This window comes from Halomonas sp. AOP43-A1-21, from assembly GCF_052376775.1.
Classification (GTDB): Bacteria; Pseudomonadota; Gammaproteobacteria; order Pseudomonadales; family Halomonadaceae; genus Vreelandella; species Vreelandella colorata.
In genome coordinates, this window is the sequence record NZ_JBQSWC010000014.1 from 13094 (window position 1) to 39158 (window position 26065).

Below are 26065 nucleotides of genomic sequence, written 5' to 3' on the forward strand. Positions count from 1 at the left end.
GTGACATCCATGTGGTGTACCAATAGTGGGTACGTTAAAAGTATAAGTAGTAAATTCTATCTGCGCTATTCATTAAAGATTAATTAGATAATTTGTCTTGTGCTCAGTTTGGCTTATCTGATGGCGCTTTTTTTTTAATTTATTATCCTGCATTAATGTGTTTGACACATTTAAGGTTCAAGGTAGGTAGTACCACAAGGAAGGTACTCAGGAAGAACAAGCAAGGATTGCTTGAGTTGCCCAAGGATGCACGAACAGGATGTTGGTGAGGAAATATTAAGGAGGACCTGATAAAGCCCCGGCCGGTGATTGGCCGGGGCTTTTTTTTATGCTAGAAGCACTGACGTTAAAACATTCTTATTCAATATAAAACGCTTATTTCTCGTCACTGCTTTCAGTCTTTACGTCCTCAGGTTTTGCATGACCCTGATGGCTAAGCGGGCTTGCTTGATCAAGACGCGGGTGGTTATCCAAAAACTCACGCTCAAGGTTAGGCAGTTTGTCCAGCGCCAACAGCGTATGGGTAAGCGCATGGATCGCCGCCAATACATCTTTCGTGTTGCCGGTTTCCGAGATGGTGTGCATGTTACGAATCGGGAAGCCGATAGAGGTGGCGGCGCTATCAATAGAGGCCAATACGCCCGCCATGCCGTCAGTACCCGTATCTACCCCCACCATATCGCGCTGAATGGGAATATCCTGCTCTTTGGCGGCACTGGCGATGATGCGATTCAACTGCTCGCTGGCAATGGAGCCTACTGACATCGTAAAGCCTTTGCCCATTTCCAGCGGCTGCATACGCTTATCGCCGATACCTGGGGCGGCTACGTAGTCGTGGTTCACGTCCACGCCAATCAGCGCATCCGGTTTTAGCTCACCGGCCATAACTCGGCTACCAAAACGGCCAATCTCTTCGTAGCTTGCAATGGCGAACATAACGCGCACCTTATCAGTGCCGCCTGCTTCGGCAATCAACCGCGCGACTTCAGCGGCCACAAAGCAGCCCAGGCCGTTATCCAGGTAGGCGCCGTAGAAGGTATCGGGGCTGAAACCGGGGCGAATAGGGCGATCAAAAATAATCGAGTCGCCCGGGCGCACGCCTAGATTAAGCACTTGCTGCTTTTTGTTCTCGCCGTGAATTTGCAGGTCCAGATAGATCTGCTCTTTCTTGATGCCCTTGTCGCCGGTGCGCGCCGCCGGATCGGAAAAGTGAATGGCGCCTAGCGCTTCAACGGTACCGCCTTCAATCGAACGGTAGCTGCCGGGTTTTTCAGGGTCTTCACTGAAAAGCTTCACTTCATGGCCAATCAGTACGGAAGGCAAAAACGAATCGGTGTTGATCCAGATTTTGCCGTCTTCGCCAATTGAGCGTACCTGCATGCGTATCTTGTCTGCATGGCCGATAATCATGACCTTGAACATATCATCGCGGTCAGGGTGGGTATCCAGTACCACGCCTGCATTGCCCTTAAACTGGTGAAGGTGCCAGCTGTCAGGAGCAAACGTCTCGAAGTAAGGCTTTAAGACGCCGTAGGTCATTGCCCCTTCCAGGCCAACCGGGCTAGGGGCGGCCAGAATGTCGCGCATCAGCTTGAACTGTGCTTCCGGCATGGACTGCGTCCAGGGTTTTGCAGTATCGCTCATTTAAACTCTCCAAATGGTCATCTGTGTGTCTAGTCTGCCAGATTAATAAGGTTGTTCCACTATTAGACGATGTGGACCTGGCTATGCACACGTAATATGCAGGCTAATCATTTAGAAACAACGGCCAGCACCGTAATAAACAATACGTAATAAACAACAGGATCAGGAGAGAGCATGGTCACGGCATCGCTACGCGTTCAGCGCTATAAGGTATTGCTGGCGGGCGTTTTCAGTCAGCTTTTGTGTGTAGGGATCGCCCGCTTTGCCTATACGCCGTTACTGCCGGTCATGCAGCAGCACACCTGGATGGGCGATGCCGATGGTGGCTGGCTGGCGGCGCTTAACTACGCGGGCTATATGCTGGGTGCGGTGCTGGCGGCCTCTATCCGCAATATCTATCTCAAAGACACCCTGTATCGTATTGGTCTGGTGCTCGCGGTGCTGACGACGGTGGGCATGGCGCTGACGGATCACTTCTGGCTATGGGCGGGGCTGCGCTTTTTCGCGGGCCTTTCAAGCAGTGCCGCCATGCTCCTGGCGTCTGGGTTAATCCTTCACTGGCTGATGCATCACCAGCAGCGCGGCGAGCTGGGCATACATTTTGCCGGGCTAGGGTTGGGCATTGTGCTGGCTGCCGTAGCGGTAGAACTGATGCTTGCGCTCTCGCTTGACTGGCAGGCCCAGTGGTGGATTTTTGGCTTGTTGGGTGCTGTGCTGCTAGTGCCCGCCTGGCGCTGGCTGCCGCGCCCGGTCAAACCGGTTGCTGGTGCTCGTCAGGCTGAATTGCCTACCGCCATGCCGCCTTCACGTACCTTTATGCGCTTAATGTTGCCCGCTTATTTCTGCGCCGGATACGGCTATGTAATTAACGCCACGTTTATCGTCACCATTGTTGAGCGCGAACCGCTGCTTTCAGGAGCCGGTAACTGGACCTTTGCGGTGGTCGGTTTGGCGGCCGCTCCCGCCGTTATGCTGTGGGATTTGGTGGCGCGGCGGATAGGTTATTTAGGCGCATTGATTGTGGCCATGTCGATACAGGCGGTGGGGATCGTTTTGCCTGCCATTTCTTCAAGCTTGGCCGTTGTGCTGCTCAGCGCGGTGCTTTATGGCGGCACGTTTTTAGGTTGTGTGAGTTTAGTCCTGACCATGGCGGGAAGGCTTTACCCGTCAAGTCCGGCGCGTTTAATGGGCCAGATGACCTTGGCGTATGGGGCTGCGCAAATTTTTGCGCCTGCCTTAACCGGCGTACTGGCCGAGGCTTCGGGCCACTATACTGTGGGCCTTTGGCTGGCCGGGGGCTTTGTTGCTATGGGCGTGGTGCTATTGGCATGGTTACGGCGCGTAGATCAAACCGCGCAGCGTCTGGATGCCGAGGCAAAAGCGCTATCCGTGACGCGCTAACGGGGCAAGGCAAAGAAGCCGGGCAAACATTTTCAAAACTGTTAACAAGAGTTTTGTGCTTTTTAACCAAAATCCTCTAGGATAAGCGCTTTTTTTCACACCAGAAGGATCGTCATGGCGTCTTCCGAGCAACCTCGCGTCCAGTGGCTGGGCCGCTGGGGATTTATGCTAGCGGCAACGGGCTCTGCCGTTGGGCTAGGCAATATCTGGAAATTTCCGTATATCACCGGCGAGTATGGCGGCGGCGCGTTTGTACTGGTGTATCTGGCGTGCATTTTTGCCGTGGGCGTACCGGTAATGATGAGCGAGATTGCCTTTGGGCGGCGCGGACGCGGTAGTCCCATTGATGCGATTCGTCGGGTGGTGAATGAGTCCGGGCGTTCATCGGCATGGTCGCTGCTTGGCTGGATGGCCATGCTGTGCGGCTTTTTGATTCTATCGTTTTACGTGGTGGTGGCGGGCTGGTCGTTTTCCTACCTGTGGAAGATGCTAACCGGTGGCCTGGCGGGTACCAGCGTTGACGATATGGCCACCGTGTTTGGGGCCAACAACGACGATCCGCGCAATCTGGGCTTTTGGAGCACCCTGGTCACGCTGATCACCATGGTGATTGTAGGTAAAGGCGTTCAGGAAGGAATCGAGAAAAACGTCGGCTGGATGATGCCGGGCCTGGTTATCATGCTACTGCTATTGATTGTGTTTGGCATATTTTCCGGTGGCTTTGGCGATGCTGTCAGCTTCTTGTTCTCCTTTAAAGCCGGTAGCCTTTCAAGCGAGGGCATGTTGGCCGCCCTTGGCCATGCGTTCTTTACCCTGTCGCTTGCCTCCGGCGCTATTCTTACCTACGGAAGCTACCTGCCCAAGAGCGCTTCCATTGGGCGTACCACTATCAGCGTAGCGATTGCGGATACGGCGGTTGCCCTGATGGCCGGGCTTGCAATCTTCCCGGTGATTTTTGCCAACGGTATGGACCCAGGCGAAGGTCCGGGGCTGATCTTTATGAGCCTGCCACTGGCCTTCCAGGCGATGCCGTTGGGAACGCTGTTCGGGATCTTGTTTTTTGCCATGCTGTCGATGGCGGCGCTGACGTCTTCTATCTCGATGGTCGAAGCAACCGTTTCCTGGCTGTGCGATAACAAAGGGTTCTCGCGTCGCGGTGCCGCGTGGAGCACGGGGATTGTGCTGTGGTTGATCAGTACTGCGGCCATGCTGTCATTTAACCTGGGGGCGGATTGGACGCTGGCGGGTAAAACCTTTTTTGACTGGCTGGACTACATCACCTCACGCTGGATGATGCCGCTGGGCGGTTTAGGCACGGTGGTGCTGGCAGGTTTTGTGCTCAAGAATGAAACGTTCCGTGCTGAGCTGGGGTTGTCACCCTTGGCTTATACGCTGTGGCTTGCCATGGTGCGCTACGTAAGCCCGCTGGGCATTTTAGTTATTTTTGCCGATGCTTTAGGCCTTTATTCCGTTACCTTTTCAGCCCACTGGCCGTGGTTACTGTTGATCTTGCTAGCCATGATGGTGCTGGGTGAGCTTGTTAGTCCGCGCTTGAAGCAGGCGTTAACGACACGCTAACCTCTTCTCCCGACAGCCAGCGCTGCTGCTGAGTGATAACTGATTGTTCATGCAGCGGCGTTTGGCAGCGAGCATACACTTCCCGTAAAAACGCCTTGCGCGCCCCGCGATAAGGGCCGCTGAGAATAGCAGCCTGGGTCAGGCTTTCGAGTACAGCTGAACGCTCGTGTGTGTCCAACTGCGCATAGTCGCCTAGTGCCTGTTGCCAATCGATATCCACACTTTGCGGCTGTTCAGGTAGCGACGCTAAAAGCTGCGACAGTAACAGCACCAGATTGGGATGAGGATGGCGGTTACGCATCATGAGCTCGCCAATGCCTTGAACGATCAACTGGCGCTGGGCACGCGATAAAGTATTCAACTCATGCATTAGCGCGTCGATACGCGGCGGACCATAGGCCATCAGATGGGCTTGATGTAATACGCGCCAGGCAATCCAGGCATTCCAGATAGCGTATAGCGGCCCCATCAGCATGGGAATAAAACCGCGTAATGCCAGGCGGCCCAAGACACGCCGCATCACTACGCGCAGGATAAAACTGCTCAGGCTAATTTTTAAGCGGTACAGCAGCGCTTTTAGCGTCAGCTTCCAGCCATGCAGGTATGCATGAGGGTTAATGCCGTAAATGGTATTGCCTGAACTGGGGTATTCAAGCGCAGCACGTGCAACACCGTGAACGGTTAGCTGCAGAGAGGGCGTAAACGCATTGTGCTGTGAGTAAGCTAAACCGGCCAGGCGGGTAATATGGGTAACCCCGCGCAGTGAATTCCAGTACAAAAAGCCTATCTCAATCGCGGTGATGACACCTACTACGGCGTAGTAGGCGATCCAATAAGGTATCTGCTCGCCAAGGCTCATCCCGGACCAGCCATCAATAGCGATACGCTTCATCCACCACTCGCCACCCCCAATCAGCGTGCCGGAAATAATCCCGGCAATGGCGGCCCACACTATCGTCCAGCGTTTGATCCGCTTGATAGCGTGCGGGTTGGGCGCGGACAAGGGCGCGTTGCGCGTCAGCAGGTAGCTGATATAGCGGTGTGCTAGACGCTGCGCCAGGCCAGGAGAGGGAGCGTATTCTTGATCGGGCCTGTCCAAAGGCATAACAGCAAGATTTCCTTAGTTTAAGTCTCCCTAGGGTAACGGCTACTTGCGTGCAGCGCACTCTTGAATAGCACCGGGGTGGGTGCCAGCCTGCATCAGCTCGTCCCAGCGCGTGGTATAGCGGTTTGAGCGATGCGCGCAGCGCAGCTGCCAGGCGGCGTCCGCATCTGTCATGCCAAAGCTGATCGTGCCTTGCCCCATTCGCTGGTTGATAGTATCCAGCGTGGCCATTAAATACGGATGACGGTTGCGCGGTGGCTGATGCAACAGCGAGAGCTGGTACTGCTCAGCATCGACTAAATCAAGCAGCATCACGCCAGCTTTCATGAACTTGTAGCCTGGTCGGTACATCTGCTCGAGCCCTTGGTGGACGGCTCCAAGAATAGTGCGCGTGTCGTCGCTAGGTGAGGGCAGCGGCACCATGGCGTGGGGAAAGTACTGCGGCTGGTCGCGGCGGTGGCGGTTGGTGTTTAAAAATATCATCACCGCACGGGTTAGGCTGCGCTGTTCACGAAGCTTTTCGGCACTGCGCTGGGCATGGCGGCGCAAGGCATTATGCACTTCAGTTTTGACGCCGGTAGCCTGGCCGAACGAGCGCGAAGTCATGATGCGGTGGCGCGGCTGGTCGAGTGCATTCATATGCAGGCAGGGCGTGCCGCGTAGCTCAAGCGCTGTGCGGGCGATTACCACAGAGTAGCGTTTACGTAACTGCTGAATATCTGCCTCACGTAAATCCCAGGCGGTATGAATCTTGTTGATAGCCAGACGCTCAGCAAGCCTGCGGCCAATACCCCAGACGCTACCCACCGGCGTTTGTTTAAGCAATGCCGTCGTGGACGCACTTTGGGCACTCAGCAGACACACGCCTTGATAATGGGGCGACTTTTTGGCCAGGTGGTTAGCCAGCTTGGCCAGCGTATGCGTTGGTGCAAGCCCGACGCACACCGGTAAGCCTAAATGACGCCGGATACGTCGCCTCAGCCATTCGCCCAGGGTTTGGCACTGCTTGTCAGTGAACTCCTCCAGATAGATAAACATTTCATCGATGGAATAGGGCGATACTGCAGGGCACGTATCGCGCAGCAGCTGGCACAGCCTTGCCGACATATCACCGTACAGCTCGTAGTTGGATGACTTCAGGTAGATGTCGCCACGCCTGCGCAAGCTTTCAAGCTTGAAAGAGGGAATACCCATTGGGATGTCCATGGCTTTCATCTCAGCAGAGCGGGCGATGATACAACCGTCGTTGTTCGACATGACGCCGACTGCTTTACCTTCCAGGGTCGGGTCAAACACTCGCTCACAGCTGACGTAAAAGTTGTTGGCATCTACCAGGCCGATCATCGTAGGTACTCATGGATAACCGCGCGTACCACGCCCCATAGCTGGCAATCGGTACCCTCCAGAGGAAGCGGCGGGTAGTGGGGGTGTGCAGAGCAGAGATGGGGCGTGCCTAGGTAAAGCGCATAGCGCTTGATCAGCACTTCGTCTTCGAACATGGCCACCAGAATATGCCCCAGACGGGGCTTGATGCTGCGATCAACGACCAGTAAATCGCCGTCAAAAATCCCCCAGCCTTCCATGCTGTCGCCGGTCGCCGAGAGATAAAACGTTTGGGTAGGATTTTTGATCAACCGCGTATTGAGGTCGAGCGTACGTGGCTCGTAATCCTGCGCTGGCGATGGAAAGCCGCTAAAGCCAGCGCGGCCTTGCAAGGAGGAGTAAGGCAGCGGCTGAGAGGTTAACGGCAAGGTTGGCGCGACAGGCGATGGCGGAAACAGCATCGTCGGCATCCTCACTGAAATTAAATATGTATTTATATACAGTATTTATTCGTGAGGTATAAATTGCAAGCGCTGAGCGTCGATCAGACTAACTTAGCGTGCAAGCCACAGGCCAACGACTACCGCGCTAACCACCGCAATCAGGAAAACAAGGTTGCGGGCACGCGTATCGCGACGAGGTTTCATAGGGTCACCATTAATCGATAGAAGGGTATAAAGCGGCGGAAGAATTGCGCCTGGCATGGTAACGTTTGTCGCTTAGACCGTCATCTATGCATTGCTTGAAAATGCGCGACGCTTCTCCTATATCGAAAAACGGCTAGGCCACGCTTGCTCATTCGCAAGACTGTCGCTTGGCCAGGAAATGACTTATGTCTGAAACAACGTCTGCGTGGACGAATCGCCGTGCTGGGCAAGCGCTAGTACTTGCCCAAAGCCGCCTGGCGGCGCTGAGCTGGGGCCGCCAGGATGCCCCCGTGTGGTTAGCGCTGCACGGCTGGCTGGATAACGCGGCAAGCTTTACCCGCCTGGCGCCGCGACTGGCCGAAGTGCTGGATATCCGCATTGTAGCAATCGACTTCCGTGGCCATGGGCATTCAAAACATATTCCGGCGGGCAGTGACTATGCGCTGTGGGATTACTGCCATGACGTGCTTGATGCGATGGACACGCTAGGTATCGAGCAGGCGTCACTATTGGCCCACTCGATGGGAGCAGCCGTCGCTTGCCTAGTGGCGGCCACCATGCCGGAGCGCGTTGCTCAGTTGACGCTGATTGATGGGCTGGGGGCGTTGAATACGCCAGCAGTAGAAACCGCCAACCAGCTACGCAAAGGCTTGATGGCTTACCGACGGCCGCTTTCCCGTGCGCCGCGCTATGCCGATATAGAAAGCGCGGTTGCCGCTCGGGTCGCCGGCGGAGTAACCACACTGGATAGCGTAACGGCAATACCGCTGGTTGAGCGTAATACCGAAGCTACCGCCGATGGTTATATACAAATGCGCACCGATAGCCGGTTGCTAAAACCCTCGTTGGTACGCTTTACTCCAGAACAGGTGCTGGCCCAGTTGACCTGTATCCAGGCGCCGATGCTCTTGATTGAGGGCGAACGGGGTATTTTAGGCGAACGCGAGTGGGCTGTGCAGGCGCGCCAGGCGGTTAAGTGTCTTACGCGCCACGTGTTACCGGGCGGGCATCACCTGCATCTGGAGCCCAAGGCCGTTGCCGCCGTGGCGGAAGTCGTCGCTGCCCATTGGCAAACGGCCACGGCTTAGCGCAAGGCAGGTTATTGGGTATCGACGATTCAGAGCACGTATCAATACAACAAAGCGGGCAGGCATAAGAAAGACAAGGATAAGCAATGAACCAACTGACGCGCACTGGCAATGGCAAAAAGGTCGCCCTGGTATTGGGAAGCGGTGGGGCACGTGGCTACGCACATATTGGTGTGATCGAAGCGCTGGAAGCACGCGGTTTTGAGATTATTTCCATCGCCGGGTGCTCGATGGGCGCACTGATTGGCGGTATCTACGCCTCGGGAAAACTGCCCGAATACCGGGAGTGGGTCTGTACTCTGGATTATCTCGATGTGCTCAGGCTTATCGATATGACCTGGAGTCCCATGGGGGCCATGCGCGCCAACAAGGTGATGCACAAGTTGGAGGCGTTGGTGGGCGATGTACTGATTGAGGATCTGCCTATCCCTATTACCACGATTGCCACCGACTTGGTTCGCCAGCGAGAGGTATGGTTTCAAAACGGCCCGCTGTTGCACGCTATCCGGGCCTCCATTGCTATTCCTGGGGTGATTACCCCAGTCAGTACGGGTGATCAAATGTTAGTTGATGGCGGGCTGCTTAATCCCCTGCCCATCATGCCGGTCATCGCGGCTCACCGTGCTGACCTAGTAGTGGCCGTTAACGTGACGGCCCATAGCCCGCAGCCGGTGTCACTGGAGGAACTGCTGCCCAAGGAGCACGAAGAGAATGATAGTCGCACGGCCTCAGAGCGTGAACGCGACGCCAATATGGGGGGCTGGATGAGTGATATGCGCGAAGCCACCAAGCGGCTATGGGACGGTCTGGGGGGCAATGGAGTGGATGATGAAAGTGAAGAAGAGACGCCTGAAGCCCGTGGCAAGCGCGAGTGGAGCCGACTCGGCATGATTTTAGAATCGTTCGATATTACCCAGGCGGCGTTGGCTAAGTATAAAATTGCTGGCTACCCGCCGGATGTACTGATCGAGATACCCAAAACGGTGTGCAGTACGCATGAGTTTCATCGGGCCAAGGAGTTAATTTGCCTGGGGCGGCACTTGGCCGATGAAGCGTTAGAGCGACGCATGCCAAGCATTGCGTCGGATGCTGCGGAGTAAGTCGCGTGGGCCTACGGGCCTCGCTTACGTAACAGGATATAAACCGCACCGGTGCCACCATCGATATCAACCGCAGAGCAGAATGCCAGCACGCCCGGCCATTCACGCAGCCAGGTATTGGTATGGCTTTTAAGCACCGGGAAGTCAGAGGTGCTGCCCCACGCCTTGCCGTGAACGACCAGAACACAGCGTAAACCCTGACTTGCCGCATCGCGCAGAAAGCTTTCAAGTTCTGTACGGGCTTCTTCCAGGGTGTAGCCGTGCAGGTCGAGCCCCGCCTGCCACTCGGTTTGGCCGCGCTTTAGCTGGCTAAGGCTGCGCCAGGGTAAATCGGGTACGCTGAATTCCAGGTACTCGGAAGGGCGCACGGCTTCCACCCGGCCATCCGAGGTGCGCCCGCTGGTTTGCAGGGTGTTGCTCTCAACCGCGGCGTTGCGCCTTGCCTGGTGGGCGTTATTATCCCGCTTGGGCTTACCGGGGTCTGCCTGGTTGGTCGCAATACGGCGCACGCCTGCTGCTTGAAGCGCCTGGCGAAAGGCGCTGATATCGTCATCATTGGGCAGGTGGCGTCGCGTCATGTCAGGCTCAACGTGTGAAAAGTAAGTAATGATATAAAAGAGGCGACAGTATAGCGAGCTGAGCGCCGCTGTGAACCGGGCGGCGTCAAAGGTACAATCTTTAAAGGTACAATTTTTCTTTATCAACTGAGTGTAGCTTCATAATGGCTGCATGGATGATTTTCGTTTATCAGGAGTCGCTGTGACTACGCCCCTCAATGCTGAGACCTCTCACTCAACCCTTTCATTGCCGGATACGGCGCTGATAAGCGATCTTTTTACGTTGCGCGACTATCTACGCTGGGTATCCAGCGAGTTCTATCTGGCGGGGCTGCACTATGGTCATGGCACGGAATCCGCCTGGGATGAAGCGGTCGCGCTCTGCTTAGGCGCGCTGCATCTACCCTGGAACGTCGACCCCAGCGTTCTGGAAGCACGGCTTCTGCCCGTTGAGCGCCAGCGTATTATTGCTCTGGCCCGGGAACGGGTAATCAGCCGCCAGCCGCTCCCGTATCTGCTAGGCGAGGCGTTTTTCGCAGGCCATCCGTTCAATGTCGATGAGCGAGTGTTAATTCCACGCTCGCCGATTGCCGAGTTAATCGAAGACGGCTTTAGCGCCTGGTTCCCTGAAGAGCCCCCGGCCAGCGTGCTGGATTTATGCACCGGCTCTGGTTGTATCGGCATTGCTACAGGCCTTTACCTGCCTACCTGTGAGGTCACACTTGCCGATATCAGCCAAGATGCGTTGGCTGTCGCCCGGGAAAATATTACCCGCCACGATGTGGGCGACCGGGTACGGGCGGTTGCATCCGATGTATTTGATGGCCTTGAAGGCCAACGTTTTGATTTGATCGTTTCCAACCCGCCCTACGTGGATGCGCGTGATTTGGCCACCATGCCCGCCGAGTTTCGCCATGAACCCGCGCTGGCGCTGGGTGCTGGCAAAGACGGCTTGGATATCGTGCGGCGTATTCTGCGCGAGGCGCGCAGTCATTTAAGCGACTCCGGCTGGCTGATTGTGGAAGTGGGCAATTCTGACCGTCATGTGGAAGCTGCGTTTCCTGACGTACCTTTTATGTGGCTTGACTTCGAGCGTGGCGGCCAGGGCGTATTTGCCTTGAGCGCTGCTGAACTCGACGCCTATGCGGCGTCTTTTGTGTAAGGAATGAACGCCCATGTCTGGCAATAGTTTTGGCAAACTGTTTACCGTAACCACCTTTGGCGAAAGCCACGGCGTGGCACTTGGTGCCATCGTTGATGGCTGCCCGCCGGGGCTTGCGCTGTGTGAAGAGGATCTGCAGCGCGACCTGGACCGCCGCCGCCCGGGTAGCTCTCGGCATACCACGCAGCGTAAAGAGCCTGATCAGGTGAGGATTTTATCCGGCGTGTTCGAGGGTAAAACCACCGGCACCTCGATTGGCCTGTTGATCGAGAATACCGACCAGCGCTCCAATGATTACTCGAAAATCAAGGACCAGTTCCGTCCGGCGCACGCGGACTACACCTATCACCATAAATATGGCCATCGCGACTATCGCGGTGGTGGCCGCTCAAGCGCTCGTGAAACCGCCATGCGCGTGGCGGCAGGTGCGATTGCCAAGAAGTATCTGGCCGCCCAGGGCGTTCAGATCCGCGGTTACATGAGCCAGCTTGGCCCCATCAAGATCGAATTCAAAGAGTGGGAAGCCGTTGAGCAGAACGCCTTTTTCTGCCCCGACCCTGCCAAAGTAGCCGAGCTTGAGACCTATATGGATCAACTGCGCCGCGATCAGGATTCCGTGGGCGCAGAAATTACCGTGGTGGCCGAAGGCGTGCCGGTAGGCTTGGGCGAGCCGGTGTTTGACCGCCTGGATGCTGAGCTGGCGCATGGCTTAATGAGCATTAATGCGGTAAAAGGCATTGAGATTGGCGCAGGGTTTGGTTCGGTGGCTCAGCGGGGCAGTGAACACCGCGATGAGATGACGCCGGAAGGCTTTTTGTCCAACCATGCGGGCGGCGTCTTGGGTGGGATTTCCAGCGGGCAGCCTATCGTGGCAAGGCTTGCCCTTAAGCCCACCTCCAGTATTACCACGCCGGGGCGCTCCATTGATGTCAACGGCCAGCCTGTCGAGGTAATTACCAAAGGTCGCCACGACCCGTGCGTAGGCATTCGCGCAACACCCATCGCCGAAGCCATGATGGCCATTACACTGTTAGATCATTGGTTACGCCAACGGGGGCAAAATGGCGACGTGAGCGTTGATACGCCGCGCCTGAATCAGGTTTAGCGCAGATTTAACGTGGAGTTAGCGCAGCGTTAAAGCCATATACGGTTCGTTTAACGCTGCTACACTCAAGGGGAGATGGTTAAGGAGTAACCCCATGAAGATTAACGTTGAGTTTGATCTGACCCCGGACGAGTTCCGCCAGGCGCTTGGGCTGCCTGATATCGAGGCGTTTCAGCAAAGCCTGCTGGAAAATATCCAGCGCCAAATGGAGTCAGGTGTTGAAGGCTATGACCCCATGAGCCTGATGCGGCCTTTCTTACAGCAGCCGATGATGCAGCAAGGGTTATCGCAGGGGCTGGCTAATTTCGGGACGTACCAGCAAATGATGCTGGATATGCTGCGCCAGGCGGGTAGTTCCAGCAGCGCCACTAACCAGAGTCAGGCAGCGGACAGCGACACACCTAGCAGAGGAAGCGCCAAGGCAAAAGCTCCAGCGTCCTCACGCTCGCGTAGTAAGGGAAAAACCGAGTAACGCGGCAGGGTGCGTAACGGCCAAAAAATCACGGCCGTCATCTAAGTGTTATTGTAATGCACCATACTAGCGCTTACTCTTTTTTTGCAGTGCAACAAAAATATAACATACAGTGCAGCACATTACGTTCATAAGGGCCTTCGGGCTCACCTTAGTAACGCAATAGGAGCAGACACCATGCAAGACAAGATGACGGACGCCTTTAACGCCCAAACCCGCCAAATGTTTGAGCCGATGCGCAAGATCAACTCGCTGATGCTCAACAACATGGAAAAAATGACCCAATACCAGCTGGAAGCGATGAAACGCTATAGCCAGATGGGAACAGAGCGCATTCGTAGCGCCACGAACATTCAGGATGCGGAAAGCCTGCGCGATTTCGGTACTCAGCAAGCCGAAATGATGAATGAGATTTCGCAGCAGATGCAGGAAGACGCTCGCGCCATGAGCGAAATGAGCCTTCAGTTCAAATCTGAAATGGAAAAGCTGTTTAGCGATGCTGGTCAAAAAATGACTGAGCAGGCAACTTCAGCGGCCCAAGGCGAAAAGCCGGGTACTGCATCCAGCCAATCTTCACGTAAAAAATAAAACGTTGATTGGCTCACGGCGCCTGATGGCGCCGTATTTTTATGTCGATGCCGTTAGGCGTGATGGCGCCTGCGAGTAGGGGGAGTCAATATGCAAAGGTGGACATCAGACAATATGGCGCCACAGGGCATGTCCCAAGAGGATATTGAGGCATGGCATGCGCAGCTCCAAGAGATGGGCGGGCAGTATCAGGGCCTGATGCAGGATCTGCTCGCGCGAATAGCGCCTAGCGAAGCCGCCGATTCGATACAGGATGATATGCGCAAAAGTTTCGAAGCGGGCGCGCAGTCATTAATGAATAACCCGACCTTGCTCTGGCAAACCCAGACGCGCCTGCTGCAAGATCAGTGGCTTCTTTGGCAACAGAGTATGCGTGCTTTCTCGGGCGAGCAGGTAGCACCGGTTATCACCCCTTCCAAAAGCGATCGTCGCTTTAAAGATGAAGCCTGGACCAGCGACCCTCACTACACGGCTATTATGCAGCAGTACCTGCTGTTTTCTCAGATGGTGGAGGAGTTAATTGAGCGCCTTGACGGCATGGATAGCACACAAAAGCGCAATCTTGAGTTCTATGCCCGCCAGTTAGTCAGCGCCATGTCACCGACCAATTTCGTTTCCACTAATCCGGAAGTGGTGCGGCGAACGTTGGAAACGCGCGGACAAAACCTGGTAGAAGGCCTGGCCCGGCTACGTGAAGACCTGGCCAACTCCGCCGAAGGCATTAACGTGTGCATGACCGAGCGCGACGCGTTTGATATCGGTGAAAATATTGCCGTTACTCCCGGTGCGGTGGTTTATGAAAATGAGCTCATCCAGCTTATTCAGTACACTCCCACTACCGAGAAAACCTTTAAAACGCCCCTGCTTATCGTACCGCCATGGATCAACAAGTATTACATCCTGGACCTGCGCCAAGACAACTCCATGGTTAAATGGATGGTCGATCAAGGCCATACGGTATTTTTGATCTCGTGGCGCAATCCTGATTCTGAGCAGCGTGATATTACCTGGGCCGACTATATGCAGATGGGGCCGATTAGCGCTATCGGTGCGATCGAGCAGGCCTGCGGAGAGAAGTCGGTTAACCTGGTAAGTTACTGTGTGGGAGGCACGCTGACCGCCTCGACGGTTGCCTACCTTACGAGTACACGCCAGGGGCGCAAAGTAAAATCGGTAACCTATATGGCCACCCTGCAGGACTTCCGTGACCCTGGCGATATTGGCGTATTTCTTAATGAAGGCGTTGTGAAAGGGCTAGAGCAGAGCATGAAGCTCAAAGGTTATCTGGATGGCCGCTCCATGGCCTATACCTTTAACCTACTGCGTGAAAATGATCTTTTCTGGTCGTTTTATATCAATAACTACCTGAAAGGTGAGATGCCCGCCGCCTTTGATCTTCTGCACTGGAATACCGATGGTACCAATCTACCGGCAACGACCCATGCCTGGTATTTACGCCATATGTACCTTGAGAACCGTTTGGTACAGCCGGGTGGCATTGAGTTAGACGGGGTGAAAATCGACCTGCGTAAAGTCTCGACGCCGAGCTATTTTGTTTCCACCAAAGAAGATCATATCGCTAAGTGGAACAGCACGTATTACGGAGCACTTTTGCCGAAGGGACCCGTTACCTTTGTACTCGGTGGTTCAGGGCATATCGCGGGGATCGTTAACCCGCCCCAGAAGAACAAGTATGGCTACTGGAGTAACGACGCGCTGCCAGAATCCCACGAGGAGTGGCTGGAGCAAGCCACGTTCAACGAAGGGTCCTGGTGGCCACACTGGCAGGCATGGATGACCCAGAATGGCTATGCGGATAGCCAAAAAATGGTGTCGGCACGCAAGCCTGGCGAGGGCAAGCTCAGCGTCATTGAGCCTGCGCCGGGGCGCTATGTAAAGGTCACCATTTCTCAGTTATCCGGTGAGCTTTCCTGATCCTGGATCAACACCGTTTAAAATGCATGTCTTGAACGTACAAAGCCCTGAATTGTTGTTCAGGGCTTTGTGGTTTTCAGGTATTTATAAAAACGTAATAGGTAAAATGAAGGGGCGGTACCCAAGAGCGGCATGAGGGATTGCCCCCAGCGGTTGACATAATGTCGCAGGTGGTTTGTAGAAGCACGTAATAGAGCTATGGTAGGCCTACGATTAATACCGGGTGCACGCCACAGGCTGGCTTTACGATTGAGCTATGCGCGCGCCTGCATCATTACATTCCCCCTAACGAGAGTTGATATGGCGTACCTAATGCACAAAACGATGATCAAGCGAACCTGCCGCCAATTAGCATTCACGACGTGCGCGCTGTTATTAACCGCAGGCGTTGCCCAGGCGCAATCACTAGACGTCACCAACGCGCGGCTGAGTCTATTGCCCGGCAACACCCCGGGGGCTGGCTATTTTGAGTTGCATAATACTGGTGATGAAGGTGTGACGTTGGTGGGGGCGGAAAGCCCGGCCTTTGAAAGTGTTGAAATGCATATAAGCTCCGAGCATAACGGCATGGCGCACATGCACGCCTTTGAATCACTGGATATCGGTCCTGATGAGCGTATCGAATTTGCGCCCAAGGGGCAGCATTTAATGTTTATGCGCCGCGTAGCGCCTTTAAACGAAGGTGACGAGGTGGAAGTGGTGCTTACCTTTAGCGATGAGCAGCGCTTGCCCGTGACCTTCAATGTTGTCTCCCCGGCATCTCTGTAAAAGCAATGATAGGACGATTACGCATGTACAAGGTGTTGCTTGCAACGCTAGCTGCGCTGCTGCTGGTAGGCTGCAGTGATCAAAGTTGGCGCACCACGGATGTCGCAGATATCATGCCACCGCTGGATTTTGTACTGGTGGATGAAAACGGTGACAGCGTGCAGGCCGAGGAGTATCTGGGTAAACCGACGCTCGTCTATTTCGGCTATACCTACTGCCCCGATGTTTGCCCGATTACCCTTGCAAGACTGGGCGATGCGATAAGAAAACTTGATGATGAAACGCGCGATGAGATCCAGGTGCTGTTTATCTCGGTCGACCCTGCCCGCGATACACCTGAGGTATTAAAACGTTATACGGATGCTTTTGGGCCTGAGTTCGTCGGTTTAAGCGGTGATAAAGCGGCTATCGATGCCGTCACCAACCGCTATCGGGTGGCTTACGAGTATGGCGAAGAGAATGAAAACGGCGATTATCTGGTAACCCACTCCAGTGCCGTTTTTGCCTTTGACCGGGAAGGCCAAGCGCAGTTCTTGGTGCGCGATAGCCATCCAGTAAACGACGTTGAAGCCGATATCAAACGTTTGGTGGCCCAAGGTTAAGGCTATTTAGAGAGCTACTGGCGATCACAAAAGGGGGCGACTGAATATCAGTCGCCCCCTTTTTCATACGAACATCTTTAATGGCTAATAGCAGGCTGAAGCAGGCTGAGTAAGCTGGTTTAGCAAACCGATGAAAGGCCACAGCGCGACTTGTACAGTCGAGAGTTAATATCTAGCTCAACTTTGTCGCTGTCTTTATCGTAAAAGAAGGAAGCATAGCCGTTTTCGGAGGACGCGGTGCGGTATAAGCCACAGATGCCATAGCCGTACTGTACTTCTTGTAGCTGGGAAAGCTCGATCTCATTGGACGTATCAAGCTCTTTGGCCAGAGCATGTTGAATATCGCTGCCAACGTTGCTGTCAGACATGGCCTGACCACCAAAAATAGCGACTCCTAGAACGACGATCAGCGCCAGCGGAAGCACGACAAGCAGTAGAAAAGGCCGAGATTTAAGCATGGCGTTACCCTCTGTCAGCCTGAATAAATGCGTTAAAAGAGCCGTATTGTAGCGCTACTCGATGGCGCCCGCCTACTTACTGCGACAACGTGTCAAGCGAAGGCCGGGAAGTAGCATAAGCGCTGCTAGTAACCAAGTAGGCCAGCTGCCGGTACGGGTGAACGGCGTGAGACCTTCCATCGCATAAAATTCGCCTACCAGCGCTGTCGTTTCAAACTGCGGAGCACGTGCCACGATCTCTCCGTGGGCATCAATAATGGCGGTAATGCCGTTGCTGGTCGCACGTATCACATAGCGGCCGTTTTCCAGTGCTCTAAGCCTTGCCATCTGCAAGTGCTGATGAGGGCCGATTGAGGCGCCAAACCAGGTGTCATTGGAAACGGTAAGCAGCACATCGCTTTCTTGAGCGCGGCGGGCGACAAGCTGCGGATAGATGATTTCATAGCAAATCGCATTACCCAGGCTTACGCCTGCCGCAAGCATTGGCGTCTGCTCAGAAGCGCCTTTGGTAAAGCTTGACATCGGCAGGTCAAAAAAGTCGATAGCACCGCGCAGCACGCTTTCCAGGGGCAGGTATTCGCCAAACGGCACTAAGTGCTCTTTTTGATAGCTGCCTTCAACACTGCCGACGCCAATCACTCCATTATAGTAGCGGTTGGCCTCATCCAGCTGAACGATCCCCGTGACCAGCGCAACACCTGGCGGCAGGTTGGACTGCACGCGCTCCAAAACCGGGCGTGCCTGGGCTTCCATCATGGGCAGCGCCGTTTCCGGCCAGATCACGATATCCACCTCATCGGCCACTTCAGCGGTCAAGCGGCTATACGTGTTGGCGGCGGTGCGCTGGCCTTCGGGCGTCCACTTTAAAAGCTGGGGCAGGTTGCCTTGAAGCAGGGCGACGCGGGTGGGCGTCTCGGCGGGGGTCGCCCACTGTTGAGGAAGTGCCAGGGGAATAAGCCAGATAGCCGCAAGTGGCGCGAGCGCCCACCATTGGCGGCGTAGTACGGCTTCAGCGGCGAGCGTGCCGCTAAGCATCACCAGCAGCGAGAGCAGGTACACACCACCGATGGGGGCCCAGCTGGCCAGCGGCGAGTCGACATAGCCTGAGCCCAACAGCAGCCAGGGAAAGCCCGTAAACAGATACGTGCGCAGCACTTCGCCTAATACCCAAATGCCTGCAAAGGTAAGCAACGCCAGTTTGGGCGTAAAAAAGCGTCGATAAAGCCAGAAGATACCCGCATAAAAAAGCGCTAACACACCCACAAACAGGGCTGTCAAAAAGACCGCCAGCGGTACGCCGGTGTAGCCATAGTCATGGATAGAAACATATACCCAGGACGTGCCGCTTGCGAAAAGCGCCACGCCATACAACCAGCCTTTAAGCGCTGCCTGGGCGGGCGTTAGGGTATGTAGACCCATGTAAAGCAACGCGATCGCGATCGGACCAAGCCACCATAATTCAAACGGTGAGGCCGTCAGCGTGGTAAAGCCGCCCGCCACGAGGGCGAATAGCAGTTGCAGCATAAAAATGGGCGTCGGCCCCATGGTGATGTCCTATCGGCTAATCATTTGATAAGTCTGTAGGCGAGCAACGTGTTAATCAGCGTCTTGCTCGTCGGTACTCTCGGTGTTGTTATCGCGGTAGGCTTCCAGCAAACGAATGCGTCGGTTATCGGCATTCAGGATAACGAAACGCCAGCCGCCAAAGCGGGTATGTTCACCGCGGCCGGGCAAGTGACCAAACTGCTGCATGACCAGGCCGCCAACCGTATCGAACTCGTCATCGGAAAATTCGGTGCCGAAGCGATCATTAAAATCTTCGATGGGGGTGAGGGCGCGAATGGCAAAGTGACCGTTTTCAAGCGTGCGGATATCGTCTTCTTCGTCGGTGTCGTGCTCATCTTCAATATCACCCACGATCTGCTCGAGGATATCTTCGATGGTGATAATGCCTGCCGTACCGCCGTATTCGTCCACCACAATCGCCATATGGTTATGGGTGTCACGAAACTCTTTCAACAGGCTGTTCAGACGCTTGGACTCGGGGATGAACATGGCCGGTCGGAGGATGTCTTCAAGCTTGAAAGCGTCACGGCTCTCCTGGGTTTGCGAAAGTAGCGGTAGCAGGTCTTTAACCAGCAGAATGCCTTTTATATCGTCCAGGTTCTCGCCGATCACCGGGTAACGGGAGTGACCGGTTTCCTGAATAAGCGGCAAATAGCCGTCGCTGGTTTGATCCAGGGTAATCGCGGAGACCTGGGAACGGGGAATCAGGACCTCGCGGACCTGCTGATCGCTAATCTCAAGCGCGCCCTCGATAATCATGATGGCGTCCTGATCTAGCTTCAACTTCCCTGCAGTGTGGCGTAAAAACGTCAACAGCTCATCGCGTGAACTGGGTTCGTCACTATCTCCGGTTAGGGCGCCAAAGAGTTTCTCGAGCCAGGATTTTTGATTAGGGTTGCTCGATCGGTCTTCGCTCATGCGTCAAATCTCTTGTTTATGGGGCAGACAACTGTCTTGGCGTGCATAAAAAGGCCACATCGCAAGCTAACGTTTTATCACTGACTTAGGGCACTATGCCAGCTGCGGTAAGCCAATGTTACGACTCATGCTCAAACGACGTGATAAGGATCAGGGATTTCAAGCTCAGCAAGCAGTGTACGCTCAAGCTGTTCCATCTCTTCCGCCTCCTGGTCTTCAATATGGTCATAGCCCATTAAATGCAGCGTGCCGTGAACGACCATGTGAGCATAGTGGTGGGCCAGCGGCTTTTGCTGTTCATCTGCCTCGTTTAACACCACCGTATGACAGATGATCAAATCGCCCAGCAGCGGTAACGTCATGCCGGGCGGATTTTCAAACGGAAACGATAAAACGTTGGTTGGCTTGTCCTTGCCGCGATAGTCACGATTCAGCGCCTGGCTTTCCTGCTCATCGACAAAGCGAATGGTAAGCTCTTTACGTTCATCATCGGGGTGATGCGCAAACACGCAGCCCACCCAGTGGGTGAGCTGCTCAAGAGTAGGTAGTGTCGGCTCATCAATCGCGGCTTGGCGATCAATCACGATAGCGTTCAACGTGACGTATCTCCCCAGCGTTCCTGCGCCTGAAGGCGTGCTTCGCGCTCTTGCTGGCGTGCATCGCGACGGGCACGCTCTTCGACTTCCTGCTGCGATTCAAAGTCGTCGTACGCTTCGATAATGCGCTGTACCAAGGGGTGACGTACCACGTCTTTAGCGGCAAAGTGAGTGACGCCGATTCCCGGGGTGTCTTTTAATACGTCAAGCACTTGGGACAGGCCTGAACGCTGCCCACGGGGTAAGTCGACCTGGGTAATATCCCCGGTGATCACCGCCGTTGAACCAAAGCCGATCCGGGTCAGGAACATTTTCATCTGCTCCGGCGTGGTGTTCTGGCTCTCATCCAAAATGATGTACGAATTGTTTAGCGTGCGGCCACGCATATAGGCCAGCGGGGCTATTTCAATCACCTGACGCTCAATGAGCTTGGCCACTTGTTCAAAGCCGATCATCTCGTACAGCGCGTCATACAGCGGGCGCAGGTACGGGTCGATCTTTTGTGCCAGGTCGCCGGGCAGGAAGCCGAGTTTTTCACCCGCTTCAACCGCTGGGCGTACCAGCAGAATACGCCGAACTTCCTGCTGATTAAGCGCTTCCACGGCAGCCGCAACGGCAAGGTAGGTTTTGCCGGTGCCCGCCGGCCCAATACCGAAGTTGATATCGTGCTCGCGGATACTTAACACATAGCGCTGCTGGTTCAGGCCGCGCGGTTTGATCATGGTGCGCGGGGTGCGCATGATCACTTCATCGCTGCCGCCTTCACCATCCTCTTCGTCCTCTAGCGCTTCCATGCCAGATTCCTGAAGGAACAGGTGCACGGTATCGGCAGAAAGCTCATCAGCCGCCGTTTCACGATAAAGGTGCTCGAGTACGTTCGCCGCTGCCTTGATGCGATTAGCTGGCCCTGCAAGCTGAAAAACATTGCCCCGGTTGCGTAATGTCACATCCAGTCGGCTTTCAATCAACTTCAAGTGCTCATCCTGCTGGCCGCAAAGGCTTGCAAGACGCTGCGGATCATTGGGTTCAAGGCTTAGGGTAATGATGCGATTGGCCTGAGTTGATGGTTGGCTCAAGAGTAGGAAACCCGTCAGTTGATGTATGTAGGTCTCAGCTTACTGCCCCGACGGGTGTCGGGGCAATTACCTAAGATAAGAGAGCGTTCAGTAACGTTCTGGGGAAGCAAGCTCGCCGCGCAGAGAGTTGGGGAATGCCTCGGTAATTTCGACATCCACAAAGTAGCCAATCAGCTCGGTCGGGTTGGCCGCACGGAAGTTCACCACGCGGTTATTCTCGGTACGTCCGGAGAGTTGTCCTGGATCTTTCGGCGAGAAGCCGGTGACCAGAATACGCTGAGTGGTACCTACCATGCGCCGGCTGATCTGGGCCACATTCTGCAGGATGCGCTCTTGCAGAATCGCCAAACGCTGCTTTTTGACGCTTTCCGGCGTGTCATCGGGCAGGCCAGAGGCGGGGGTGCCTGGGCGCGCCGAGTAGACAAAACTAAACGAGTGGTCAAAACCAATCCGGTGGATCAGGTTCATCGTGGCTTCAAAGTCTTCCTCGGTCTCGCCGGGGAAACCAATGATAAAGTCAGACGAGAAACTGATATCCGGACGGTTGGCGCGAACGCGCTCCATCTTCTCAATGTACTCTTCCGCCGTATGGCCACGTTTCATGGCGCTCAGGATACGGTCAGAGCCTGATTGAACCGGCAAATGCAGGTGGCTGACAAGCTCGGGGATATCCGCGAAGGCATCAACCAGACTGTCGGTAAACTCAACCGGATGCGAGGTGGTAAAGCGTATGCGGTCAATACCATCCACAGCGGCGATACAGGCAATCAGTTCAGCAAGATCAATTTCATCGCCATCGTCGTTATCGCCTCGGTAGGCGTTAACGTTTTGGCCCAGCAGGTTGACTTCGCGCACCCCTTGATCGGCCAGATGGATAACTTCATCCATGACCTTTTCAAACGGACGCGAGACCTCTTCACCGCGGGTATAGGGCACCACACAGAAGGTGCAGTACTTGGAGCAGCCTTCCATGATCGAGACAAAGGCCGTTGCGCCGTCCGACTTGGGCTGAGGCAGGTGATCGAACTTCTCGATTTCCGGGAACGTTACGTCTACCGCAGCAATTTGGTTATTGCTGCGTGCATCCAGCATGGAAGGCACACGGTGCAGCGTCTGCGGGCCAAAAATCATATCCACAAAGGGGGCGCGCTTGCGCAGCGCTTCGCCTTCCTGGCTCGCCACGCAGCCGCCTACGCCAATCACTAGGTCGGGGTTGGCATCTTTAAGCTTTTTCCAGCGTCCCAACTGATGAAACACCTTCTCCTGCGCCTTCTCACGAATCGAGCAGGTGTTAAGAAGGATAACGTCGGCTTCCTTCTCGTTATCGGTTAATTCAAGCTGGTGAGATTCACCGAGCAGATCCGCCATACGGGAGGAGTCGTACTCGTTCATTTGGCAGCCGTGCGTTTTGATGAAGAGCTTCTTCGCCATCGGTACCTGTCATCTATGAGTCGTCGGGGGACGAGGGATGAATGAAATGTCGTGTCAGTGGTTTAGGCCACTGTTGAATAACCCTATTATACGGACACACGAAACCCGGGGCTAGCGTTCAGCTATAATCGATACTTGACCTTCGAGTCTCAATCAGTATACTACGCACCGTGTTTGAGCAGTTCCTCGATAGCTCAGTTGGTAGAGCAAATGACTGTTAATCATTGGGTCACAGGTTCGAGTCCTGTTCGAGGAGCCAACACTTTACAAGTTGGTTCTGCTTGAAATACAATAGCTTAAGATGTTCCTCGATAGCTCAGTTGGTAGAGCAAATGACTGTTAATCATTGGGTCACAGGTTCGAGTCCTGTTCGAGGAGCCAAGCTTTCTACTTTACTATCTGTTTCGTTCAGCCGATATAGATAGCGCGTTATTCCTCGATAGCTCAGTTGGTAGAGCAAATGACTGTTAATCATTGGGTCACAGGTTCGAGTCCTGTTCGAGGAGCCATCTTATTGTCTTTCTAGATGTCTTTTAGTGCACTTCTTCGTGTGCGATTCTAGATTGATGTGCCAGGCTTATTTAAATCTCCTTGCTACTTTAACGCCCACTGCTTAGCCGCATTTTGGGTAATTTCGCGTGTCTGGCGGTTAGTAAAATGTTGCGTTATAAAAAACGCCGACCTTCAAGGCCGGCGTTGCAGGGCGGAAGCTTGGCGCTTAGCGCGCGGCCATCCGCTGAGATTTTTGCATATGGGCGTAGTCGAGCAGGATTTCTGCCGCTTCTAGCACTGGTGCGCGGTCAACCGGCATATCCTCATCTTCGTTCTCGTCCGCCTCGGCACCTTCCTCGGGCTCGCCGCTGTCAAGGCGCGCGTCCATCCATTCGTCAAGCTCCGGAAGATTTAGTGCTCGGCGGCGCTGGTTTTCAAGCGAAAGCTGCTCGGCTTCCTGAGCTTCAAGCTCGCGCTGGCGCTGCTCGCGGTTCAGGCTGACCGTCGTGTGCTGTTCGCGCAGCTGGCGGGCTAGCGCCGACTGGCTTTCAAGATAGCGGAAGTTGGGGTTCGTTTTGGCACGCGCCGTATGTTCAGCCGCTAATGCATCGATAAAGGTTTCCGGCGTACCGTAGCGACGATACTGAACATTTTGAACCGTATCCCAGCCTAGGGCGTTATCCAGGCTGCTTTCGCCGATGCGTTCCGGGTCGATCAGGCTTGGGAAGCTGATATCCGGATCAACTCCGCGATTTTGCGTACTCTCGCCGGAAATGCGGTAAAACTTGGCGCGGGTCAGCTTTATTTGCCCATGGCTTAGATCGTTCAAGGTTTGAACGGTGCCTTTGCCAAAGGTTGAAGAGCCAACCACTAGGCCGCGACCGTAGTCCTGAATGGCTCCCGCGAAAATTTCTGAGGCAGAGGCAGAGAGGCGGTTCACCAAAACGGTCAACGGGCCATCGTAAGTAGTCCCTGCATCCGTGTCGCCGTAAAGCTGAATGCGGCCTTGAGCATCGCGCACCTGGACGGTGGGGCCGCGGTCAATAAACAGGCCGATAAGTGAGTTGGCTTCCTGTAGGGCGCCGCCGCCGTTATTGCGCAGGTCCAGCACGATACCTTCAACGCCTTCTTCTTTCAGGCGCTCAATTTCACGGGCTACGTCGCGCGTAGTGCTGCGATACTCTTCTTCGCCTGCCTGCCATGCGTCAAAATCAACATAGAAAGTGGGGATATTGATTACCCCGACCGGGTGAGGTTCGCCATCACGCTCAATGTCGATTACTTCGCCGTGGGCCGCCTGGTCTTCAAGGCTTACCGTATCGCGGGTAATTTCGACGATATGCGAGCGGGTCATATCAACGGCCTGGGCGGGAACGATGTCCAGGCGTACCACTGAACCTTTGGGGCCGCGAATCAGGTCGACCACGTTATCCAGGCGCATGCCTACCACATTAACCATTTCGCCGTCTTCCTGGCCAACGGCAATAATGCGATCGGCTGGCTCCAGAACGTCAGCGCGATCAGCCGGGCCTCCGGGTACCAGGCTTGCCACTTTGACGTATTCACCGTCGGCCTGCAGCAGTGCTCCAATACCTTCAAGTGACAGACTCATCTGAATATCGAAGGATTCGCTTTGGCGCGGAGAGAGGTAGCCGGTGTGGGGGTCAATTGTGCTGCTAACAGCAGCCATCAAGAGGCCAAACACATCTTCAGATTCGGTCTGCCGCAGGCGAGAGAGCTGGCCTTCATAGCGCTGGCGCAGGTTGTCCTCGATCTGCTCGTCATCCTGGTCGGTGAGGGCGAGAGTCAGGGCGTCGTTTTTCAGGCGCTTGCGCCAAAGCTCGTCCAGTTCGCTTTCGCGGGTGGCCCAGGGGGCATCTTCGCGGTCAATCTCAAGGCGCTCGTCGCTATCGAAATCAAACGCTAGGCCTTCGTCCAGACGCGCTAACAGCCACTCCATACGCGCTATATGACGCTCGCTTAGCTGATCATAAAGTTTGAAGGCATCGTCCAGGTCGCCTTCAAACAGCGCATCGGCCATACCATCTTCCAGATGACGGTAGGGCTCGATATCACGGCTCAACAAATAGGCGCGCTGACCATCAAGCATATCCAGGTAGCGTTGAAAGGCCTCCTGTGACCACTGCTCATCAAAGCTAATATTAGCGTAGTGGCCGTAGCGGAGCGCATCCGCAATTTCTTCTGCCGCTTGGCGTTGTTCGTCGGTCGGCGCGATTTGTGCCATTACTGTCGGGCTGGTAACTACCAGCATGACGGCAAGGACGACCGAGCGCGAAAGCGTTGCAAACAAGCTCATCAGTCAAGCTCTCCCGGATTTGTGTACACTCATTCTTCCCTAGACCCGCAGGTGACCTATGAGTTGCGTAGGCCAGGGGAGCATTGTAGCAGGTCGTCTGCTCTATGAGACTCAATCATTACTGTTATGAGGATTT

At 54.8% G+C, this 26065-nt stretch carries 23 protein-coding genes and 3 tRNA genes; 14 read left to right on the top strand and 12 right to left on the bottom strand.

All coding sequences use genetic code 11. From position 1 onward, the window contains the following. Window positions 1-375 precede the first annotated feature (375 nt). Window positions 376-1644 carry a M20/M25/M40 family metallo-hydrolase gene (locus ACT3R7_RS09485; protein ID WP_192539289.1) on the bottom strand — a complete coding sequence of 423 codons (1269 nt, stop codon included), beginning with the start codon at window positions 1642-1644 and terminating at the stop codon, window positions 376-378. 174 nt (window positions 1645-1818) lie between these two features. Between ACT3R7_RS09485 and ACT3R7_RS09490 the strand changes: the two genes are divergently transcribed. Both ACT3R7_RS09490 and ACT3R7_RS09495 read left to right on the top strand, forming a co-directional pair. Further along, on the top strand, window positions 1819-3045 hold the full coding sequence (locus tag ACT3R7_RS09490; protein ID WP_193091859.1) for a YbfB/YjiJ family MFS transporter: 1227 nt from the start codon (window positions 1819-1821) through the stop codon (window positions 3043-3045). 114 nt (window positions 3046-3159) lie between these two features. Continuing rightward, window positions 3160-4623, top strand: coding sequence for a sodium-dependent transporter (locus tag ACT3R7_RS09495; protein ID WP_193091858.1), 1464 nt, complete (start codon window positions 3160-3162; stop codon window positions 4621-4623). Here ACT3R7_RS09495 and ACT3R7_RS09500 read toward each other — a convergent pair. Genes ACT3R7_RS09500 through ACT3R7_RS09510 form a run of 3 tightly spaced genes read right to left on the bottom strand, consistent with a single transcriptional unit; the run spans window position 4586 to window position 7512 of the window. Next, the gene (locus ACT3R7_RS09500; protein WP_193091857.1) at window positions 4586-5728 is read right to left on the bottom strand and encodes an LBF_2804 family protein; all 1143 of its coding nucleotides are present in this window, start codon (window positions 5726-5728) and stop codon (window positions 4586-4588) included. The genes ACT3R7_RS09495 and ACT3R7_RS09500 overlap by 38 nt on opposite strands. 42 nt (window positions 5729-5770) lie before the next feature. Continuing rightward, window positions 5771-7072 (bottom strand): Y-family DNA polymerase, encoded by a 1302-nt coding sequence (locus ACT3R7_RS09505; protein WP_192539293.1) that lies wholly within the window; start codon window positions 7070-7072, stop codon window positions 5771-5773. Next, window positions 7069-7512 carry a LexA family protein gene (locus tag ACT3R7_RS09510; RefSeq protein ID WP_407648089.1) on the bottom strand — a complete coding sequence of 148 codons (444 nt, stop codon included), beginning with the start codon at window positions 7510-7512 and terminating at the stop codon, window positions 7069-7071. The genes ACT3R7_RS09505 and ACT3R7_RS09510 overlap by 4 nt, the downstream gene beginning before the upstream one ends. 371 nt (window positions 7513-7883) lie before the next feature. Here ACT3R7_RS09510 and ACT3R7_RS09515 point away from each other — a divergent pair, with 371 nt between their 5' ends. Both ACT3R7_RS09515 and ACT3R7_RS09520 read left to right on the top strand, forming a co-directional pair. Further along, window positions 7884-8786, top strand: coding sequence for an alpha/beta fold hydrolase (locus ACT3R7_RS09515; RefSeq protein ID WP_192539295.1), 903 nt, complete (start codon window positions 7884-7886; stop codon window positions 8784-8786). An 86-nt stretch (window positions 8787-8872) separates the two neighbouring features. Beyond that, on the top strand, window positions 8873-9886 hold the full coding sequence (locus tag ACT3R7_RS09520) for a patatin-like phospholipase family protein (protein WP_192539296.1): 1014 nt from the start codon (window positions 8873-8875) through the stop codon (window positions 9884-9886). A gap of 11 nt (window positions 9887-9897) precedes the next feature. Here the strand turns inward: ACT3R7_RS09520 and ACT3R7_RS09525 are convergent, their stop codons facing one another. Beyond that, entirely contained in the window at window positions 9898-10464 is a 567-nt protein-coding gene (locus ACT3R7_RS09525; RefSeq protein ID WP_192539297.1) for a Smr/MutS family protein, read from the bottom strand. Between the two features lie 181 nt (window positions 10465-10645). On the opposite strand from ACT3R7_RS09525, the gene prmB reads away from it, so the two are divergent. From prmB to ACT3R7_RS09560, 7 genes are all read left to right on the top strand, one after another. After that, window positions 10646-11605: a 50S ribosomal protein L3 N(5)-glutamine methyltransferase gene (gene prmB, locus ACT3R7_RS09530; protein WP_192539298.1), complete on the top strand. Its 960-nt coding sequence runs from the start codon at window positions 10646-10648 to the stop codon at window positions 11603-11605. Between the two features lie 13 nt (window positions 11606-11618). Continuing rightward, window positions 11619-12710, top strand: a complete 1092-nt coding sequence (gene aroC, locus ACT3R7_RS09535; protein WP_192539299.1) for a chorismate synthase — start codon at window positions 11619-11621, stop codon at window positions 12708-12710. A 94-nt stretch (window positions 12711-12804) separates the two neighbouring features. After that, window positions 12805-13182, top strand: coding sequence for a hypothetical protein (locus ACT3R7_RS09540; protein ID WP_192539300.1), 378 nt, complete (start codon window positions 12805-12807; stop codon window positions 13180-13182). Window positions 13183-13359: 177 nt separating this feature from the next. Next, window positions 13360-13770 (top strand): phasin family protein, encoded by a 411-nt coding sequence (locus ACT3R7_RS09545; protein WP_018916701.1) that lies wholly within the window; start codon window positions 13360-13362, stop codon window positions 13768-13770. A gap of 90 nt (window positions 13771-13860) precedes the next feature. Next, window positions 13861-15705 (top strand): class I poly(R)-hydroxyalkanoic acid synthase, encoded by a 1845-nt coding sequence (gene phaC, locus ACT3R7_RS09550; protein WP_225736255.1) that lies wholly within the window; start codon window positions 13861-13863, stop codon window positions 15703-15705. 312 nt (window positions 15706-16017) lie between these two features. Beyond that, window positions 16018-16473: a copper chaperone PCu(A)C gene (locus ACT3R7_RS09555; protein ID WP_225736254.1), complete on the top strand. Its 456-nt coding sequence runs from the start codon at window positions 16018-16020 to the stop codon at window positions 16471-16473. A 23-nt stretch (window positions 16474-16496) separates the two neighbouring features. Continuing rightward, complete coding sequence (locus tag ACT3R7_RS09560) at window positions 16497-17075, top strand: SCO family protein (RefSeq protein ID WP_193091856.1); 579 nt, start codon at window positions 16497-16499, stop codon at window positions 17073-17075. Between the two features lie 119 nt (window positions 17076-17194). Here ACT3R7_RS09560 and ACT3R7_RS09565 read toward each other — a convergent pair whose 3' ends face one another. The 6 genes from ACT3R7_RS09565 to miaB all read right to left on the bottom strand — a co-directional run bounded on the left by ACT3R7_RS09565 (window position 17195) and on the right by miaB (window position 23120). Further along, window positions 17195-17533, bottom strand: a complete 339-nt coding sequence (locus ACT3R7_RS09565) for a hypothetical protein (protein ID WP_018916705.1) — start codon at window positions 17531-17533, stop codon at window positions 17195-17197. Window positions 17534-17605: 72 nt separating this feature from the next. After that, window positions 17606-19078, bottom strand: coding sequence for an apolipoprotein N-acyltransferase (lnt, locus tag ACT3R7_RS09570; protein WP_193091855.1), 1473 nt, complete (start codon window positions 19076-19078; stop codon window positions 17606-17608). 51 nt (window positions 19079-19129) lie between these two features. Further along, a complete protein-coding gene (locus ACT3R7_RS09575) occupies window positions 19130-20017 on the bottom strand; it encodes a CorC family transporter (RefSeq protein WP_192539050.1) in 888 nt (295 codons plus the stop codon). A 131-nt stretch (window positions 20018-20148) separates the two neighbouring features. After that, complete coding sequence (gene ybeY, locus ACT3R7_RS09580; RefSeq protein ID WP_192539049.1) at window positions 20149-20613, bottom strand: rRNA maturation RNase YbeY; 465 nt, start codon at window positions 20611-20613, stop codon at window positions 20149-20151. Then, on the bottom strand, window positions 20610-21689 hold the full coding sequence (locus tag ACT3R7_RS09585; RefSeq protein ID WP_018916709.1) for a PhoH family protein: 1080 nt from the start codon (window positions 21687-21689) through the stop codon (window positions 20610-20612). Before ACT3R7_RS09585 ends, ybeY begins: the two co-directional genes overlap by 4 nt. Before the next feature lie 87 nt (window positions 21690-21776). Then, window positions 21777-23120, bottom strand: a complete 1344-nt coding sequence (miaB, locus tag ACT3R7_RS09590) for a tRNA (N6-isopentenyl adenosine(37)-C2)-methylthiotransferase MiaB (RefSeq protein ID WP_192539048.1) — start codon at window positions 23118-23120, stop codon at window positions 21777-21779. A gap of 183 nt (window positions 23121-23303) precedes the next feature. Here miaB and ACT3R7_RS09595 point away from each other — a divergent pair. From ACT3R7_RS09595 to ACT3R7_RS09605, 3 genes are all read left to right on the top strand, one after another. Further along, a tRNA-Asn gene (locus ACT3R7_RS09595) sits at window positions 23304-23379 on the top strand. Window positions 23380-23425: 46 nt separating this feature from the next. Then, window positions 23426-23501 (top strand) — tRNA-Asn (locus ACT3R7_RS09600). A gap of 52 nt (window positions 23502-23553) precedes the next feature. Next, a tRNA-Asn gene (locus tag ACT3R7_RS09605) sits at window positions 23554-23629 on the top strand. A 209-nt stretch (window positions 23630-23838) separates the two neighbouring features. Here the strand turns inward: ACT3R7_RS09605 and ACT3R7_RS09610 are convergent. Then, window positions 23839-25929: a carboxy terminal-processing peptidase gene (locus tag ACT3R7_RS09610; RefSeq protein ID WP_193091854.1), complete on the bottom strand. Its 2091-nt coding sequence runs from the start codon at window positions 25927-25929 to the stop codon at window positions 23839-23841. Window positions 25930-26065 lie beyond the last annotated feature (136 nt).

Coding starts and splice junctions, on each gene's coding strand:
- ACT3R7_RS09485 (WP_192539289.1), bottom strand. CDS start 1,644: ATGAGCGATACTGCAAAACCCTGGACGCAGTCCATGCCGGAAGCACAG.
- ACT3R7_RS09490 (WP_193091859.1), top strand. CDS start 1,819: ATGGTCACGGCATCGCTACGCGTTCAGCGCTATAAGGTATTGCTGGCG.
- ACT3R7_RS09495 (WP_193091858.1), top strand. CDS start 3,160: ATGGCGTCTTCCGAGCAACCTCGCGTCCAGTGGCTGGGCCGCTGGGGA.
- ACT3R7_RS09500 (WP_193091857.1), bottom strand. CDS start 5,728: ATGCCTTTGGACAGGCCCGATCAAGAATACGCTCCCTCTCCTGGCCTG.
- ACT3R7_RS09505 (WP_192539293.1), bottom strand. CDS start 7,072: ATGATCGGCCTGGTAGATGCCAACAACTTTTACGTCAGCTGTGAGCGA.
- ACT3R7_RS09510 (WP_407648089.1), bottom strand. CDS start 7,512: ATGCTGTTTCCGCCATCGCCTGTCGCGCCAACCTTGCCGTTAACCTCT.
- ACT3R7_RS09515 (WP_192539295.1), top strand. CDS start 7,884: ATGTCTGAAACAACGTCTGCGTGGACGAATCGCCGTGCTGGGCAAGCG.
- ACT3R7_RS09520 (WP_192539296.1), top strand. CDS start 8,873: ATGAACCAACTGACGCGCACTGGCAATGGCAAAAAGGTCGCCCTGGTA.
- ACT3R7_RS09525 (WP_192539297.1), bottom strand. CDS start 10,464: ATGACGCGACGCCACCTGCCCAATGATGACGATATCAGCGCCTTTCGC.
- aroC (WP_192539299.1), top strand. CDS start 11,619: ATGTCTGGCAATAGTTTTGGCAAACTGTTTACCGTAACCACCTTTGGC.
- ACT3R7_RS09540 (WP_192539300.1), top strand. CDS start 12,805: ATGAAGATTAACGTTGAGTTTGATCTGACCCCGGACGAGTTCCGCCAG.
- ACT3R7_RS09545 (WP_018916701.1), top strand. CDS start 13,360: ATGCAAGACAAGATGACGGACGCCTTTAACGCCCAAACCCGCCAAATG.
- phaC (WP_225736255.1), top strand. CDS start 13,861: ATGCAAAGGTGGACATCAGACAATATGGCGCCACAGGGCATGTCCCAA.
- ACT3R7_RS09555 (WP_225736254.1), top strand. CDS start 16,018: ATGCACAAAACGATGATCAAGCGAACCTGCCGCCAATTAGCATTCACG.
- ACT3R7_RS09560 (WP_193091856.1), top strand. CDS start 16,497: ATGTACAAGGTGTTGCTTGCAACGCTAGCTGCGCTGCTGCTGGTAGGC.
- ACT3R7_RS09565 (WP_018916705.1), bottom strand. CDS start 17,533: ATGCTTAAATCTCGGCCTTTTCTACTGCTTGTCGTGCTTCCGCTGGCG.
- lnt (WP_193091855.1), bottom strand. CDS start 19,078: ATGGGGCCGACGCCCATTTTTATGCTGCAACTGCTATTCGCCCTCGTG.
- ACT3R7_RS09575 (WP_192539050.1), bottom strand. CDS start 20,017: ATGAGCGAAGACCGATCGAGCAACCCTAATCAAAAATCCTGGCTCGAG.
- miaB (WP_192539048.1), bottom strand. CDS start 23,120: ATGGCGAAGAAGCTCTTCATCAAAACGCACGGCTGCCAAATGAACGAG.
- ACT3R7_RS09610 (WP_193091854.1), bottom strand. CDS start 25,929: ATGAGCTTGTTTGCAACGCTTTCGCGCTCGGTCGTCCTTGCCGTCATG.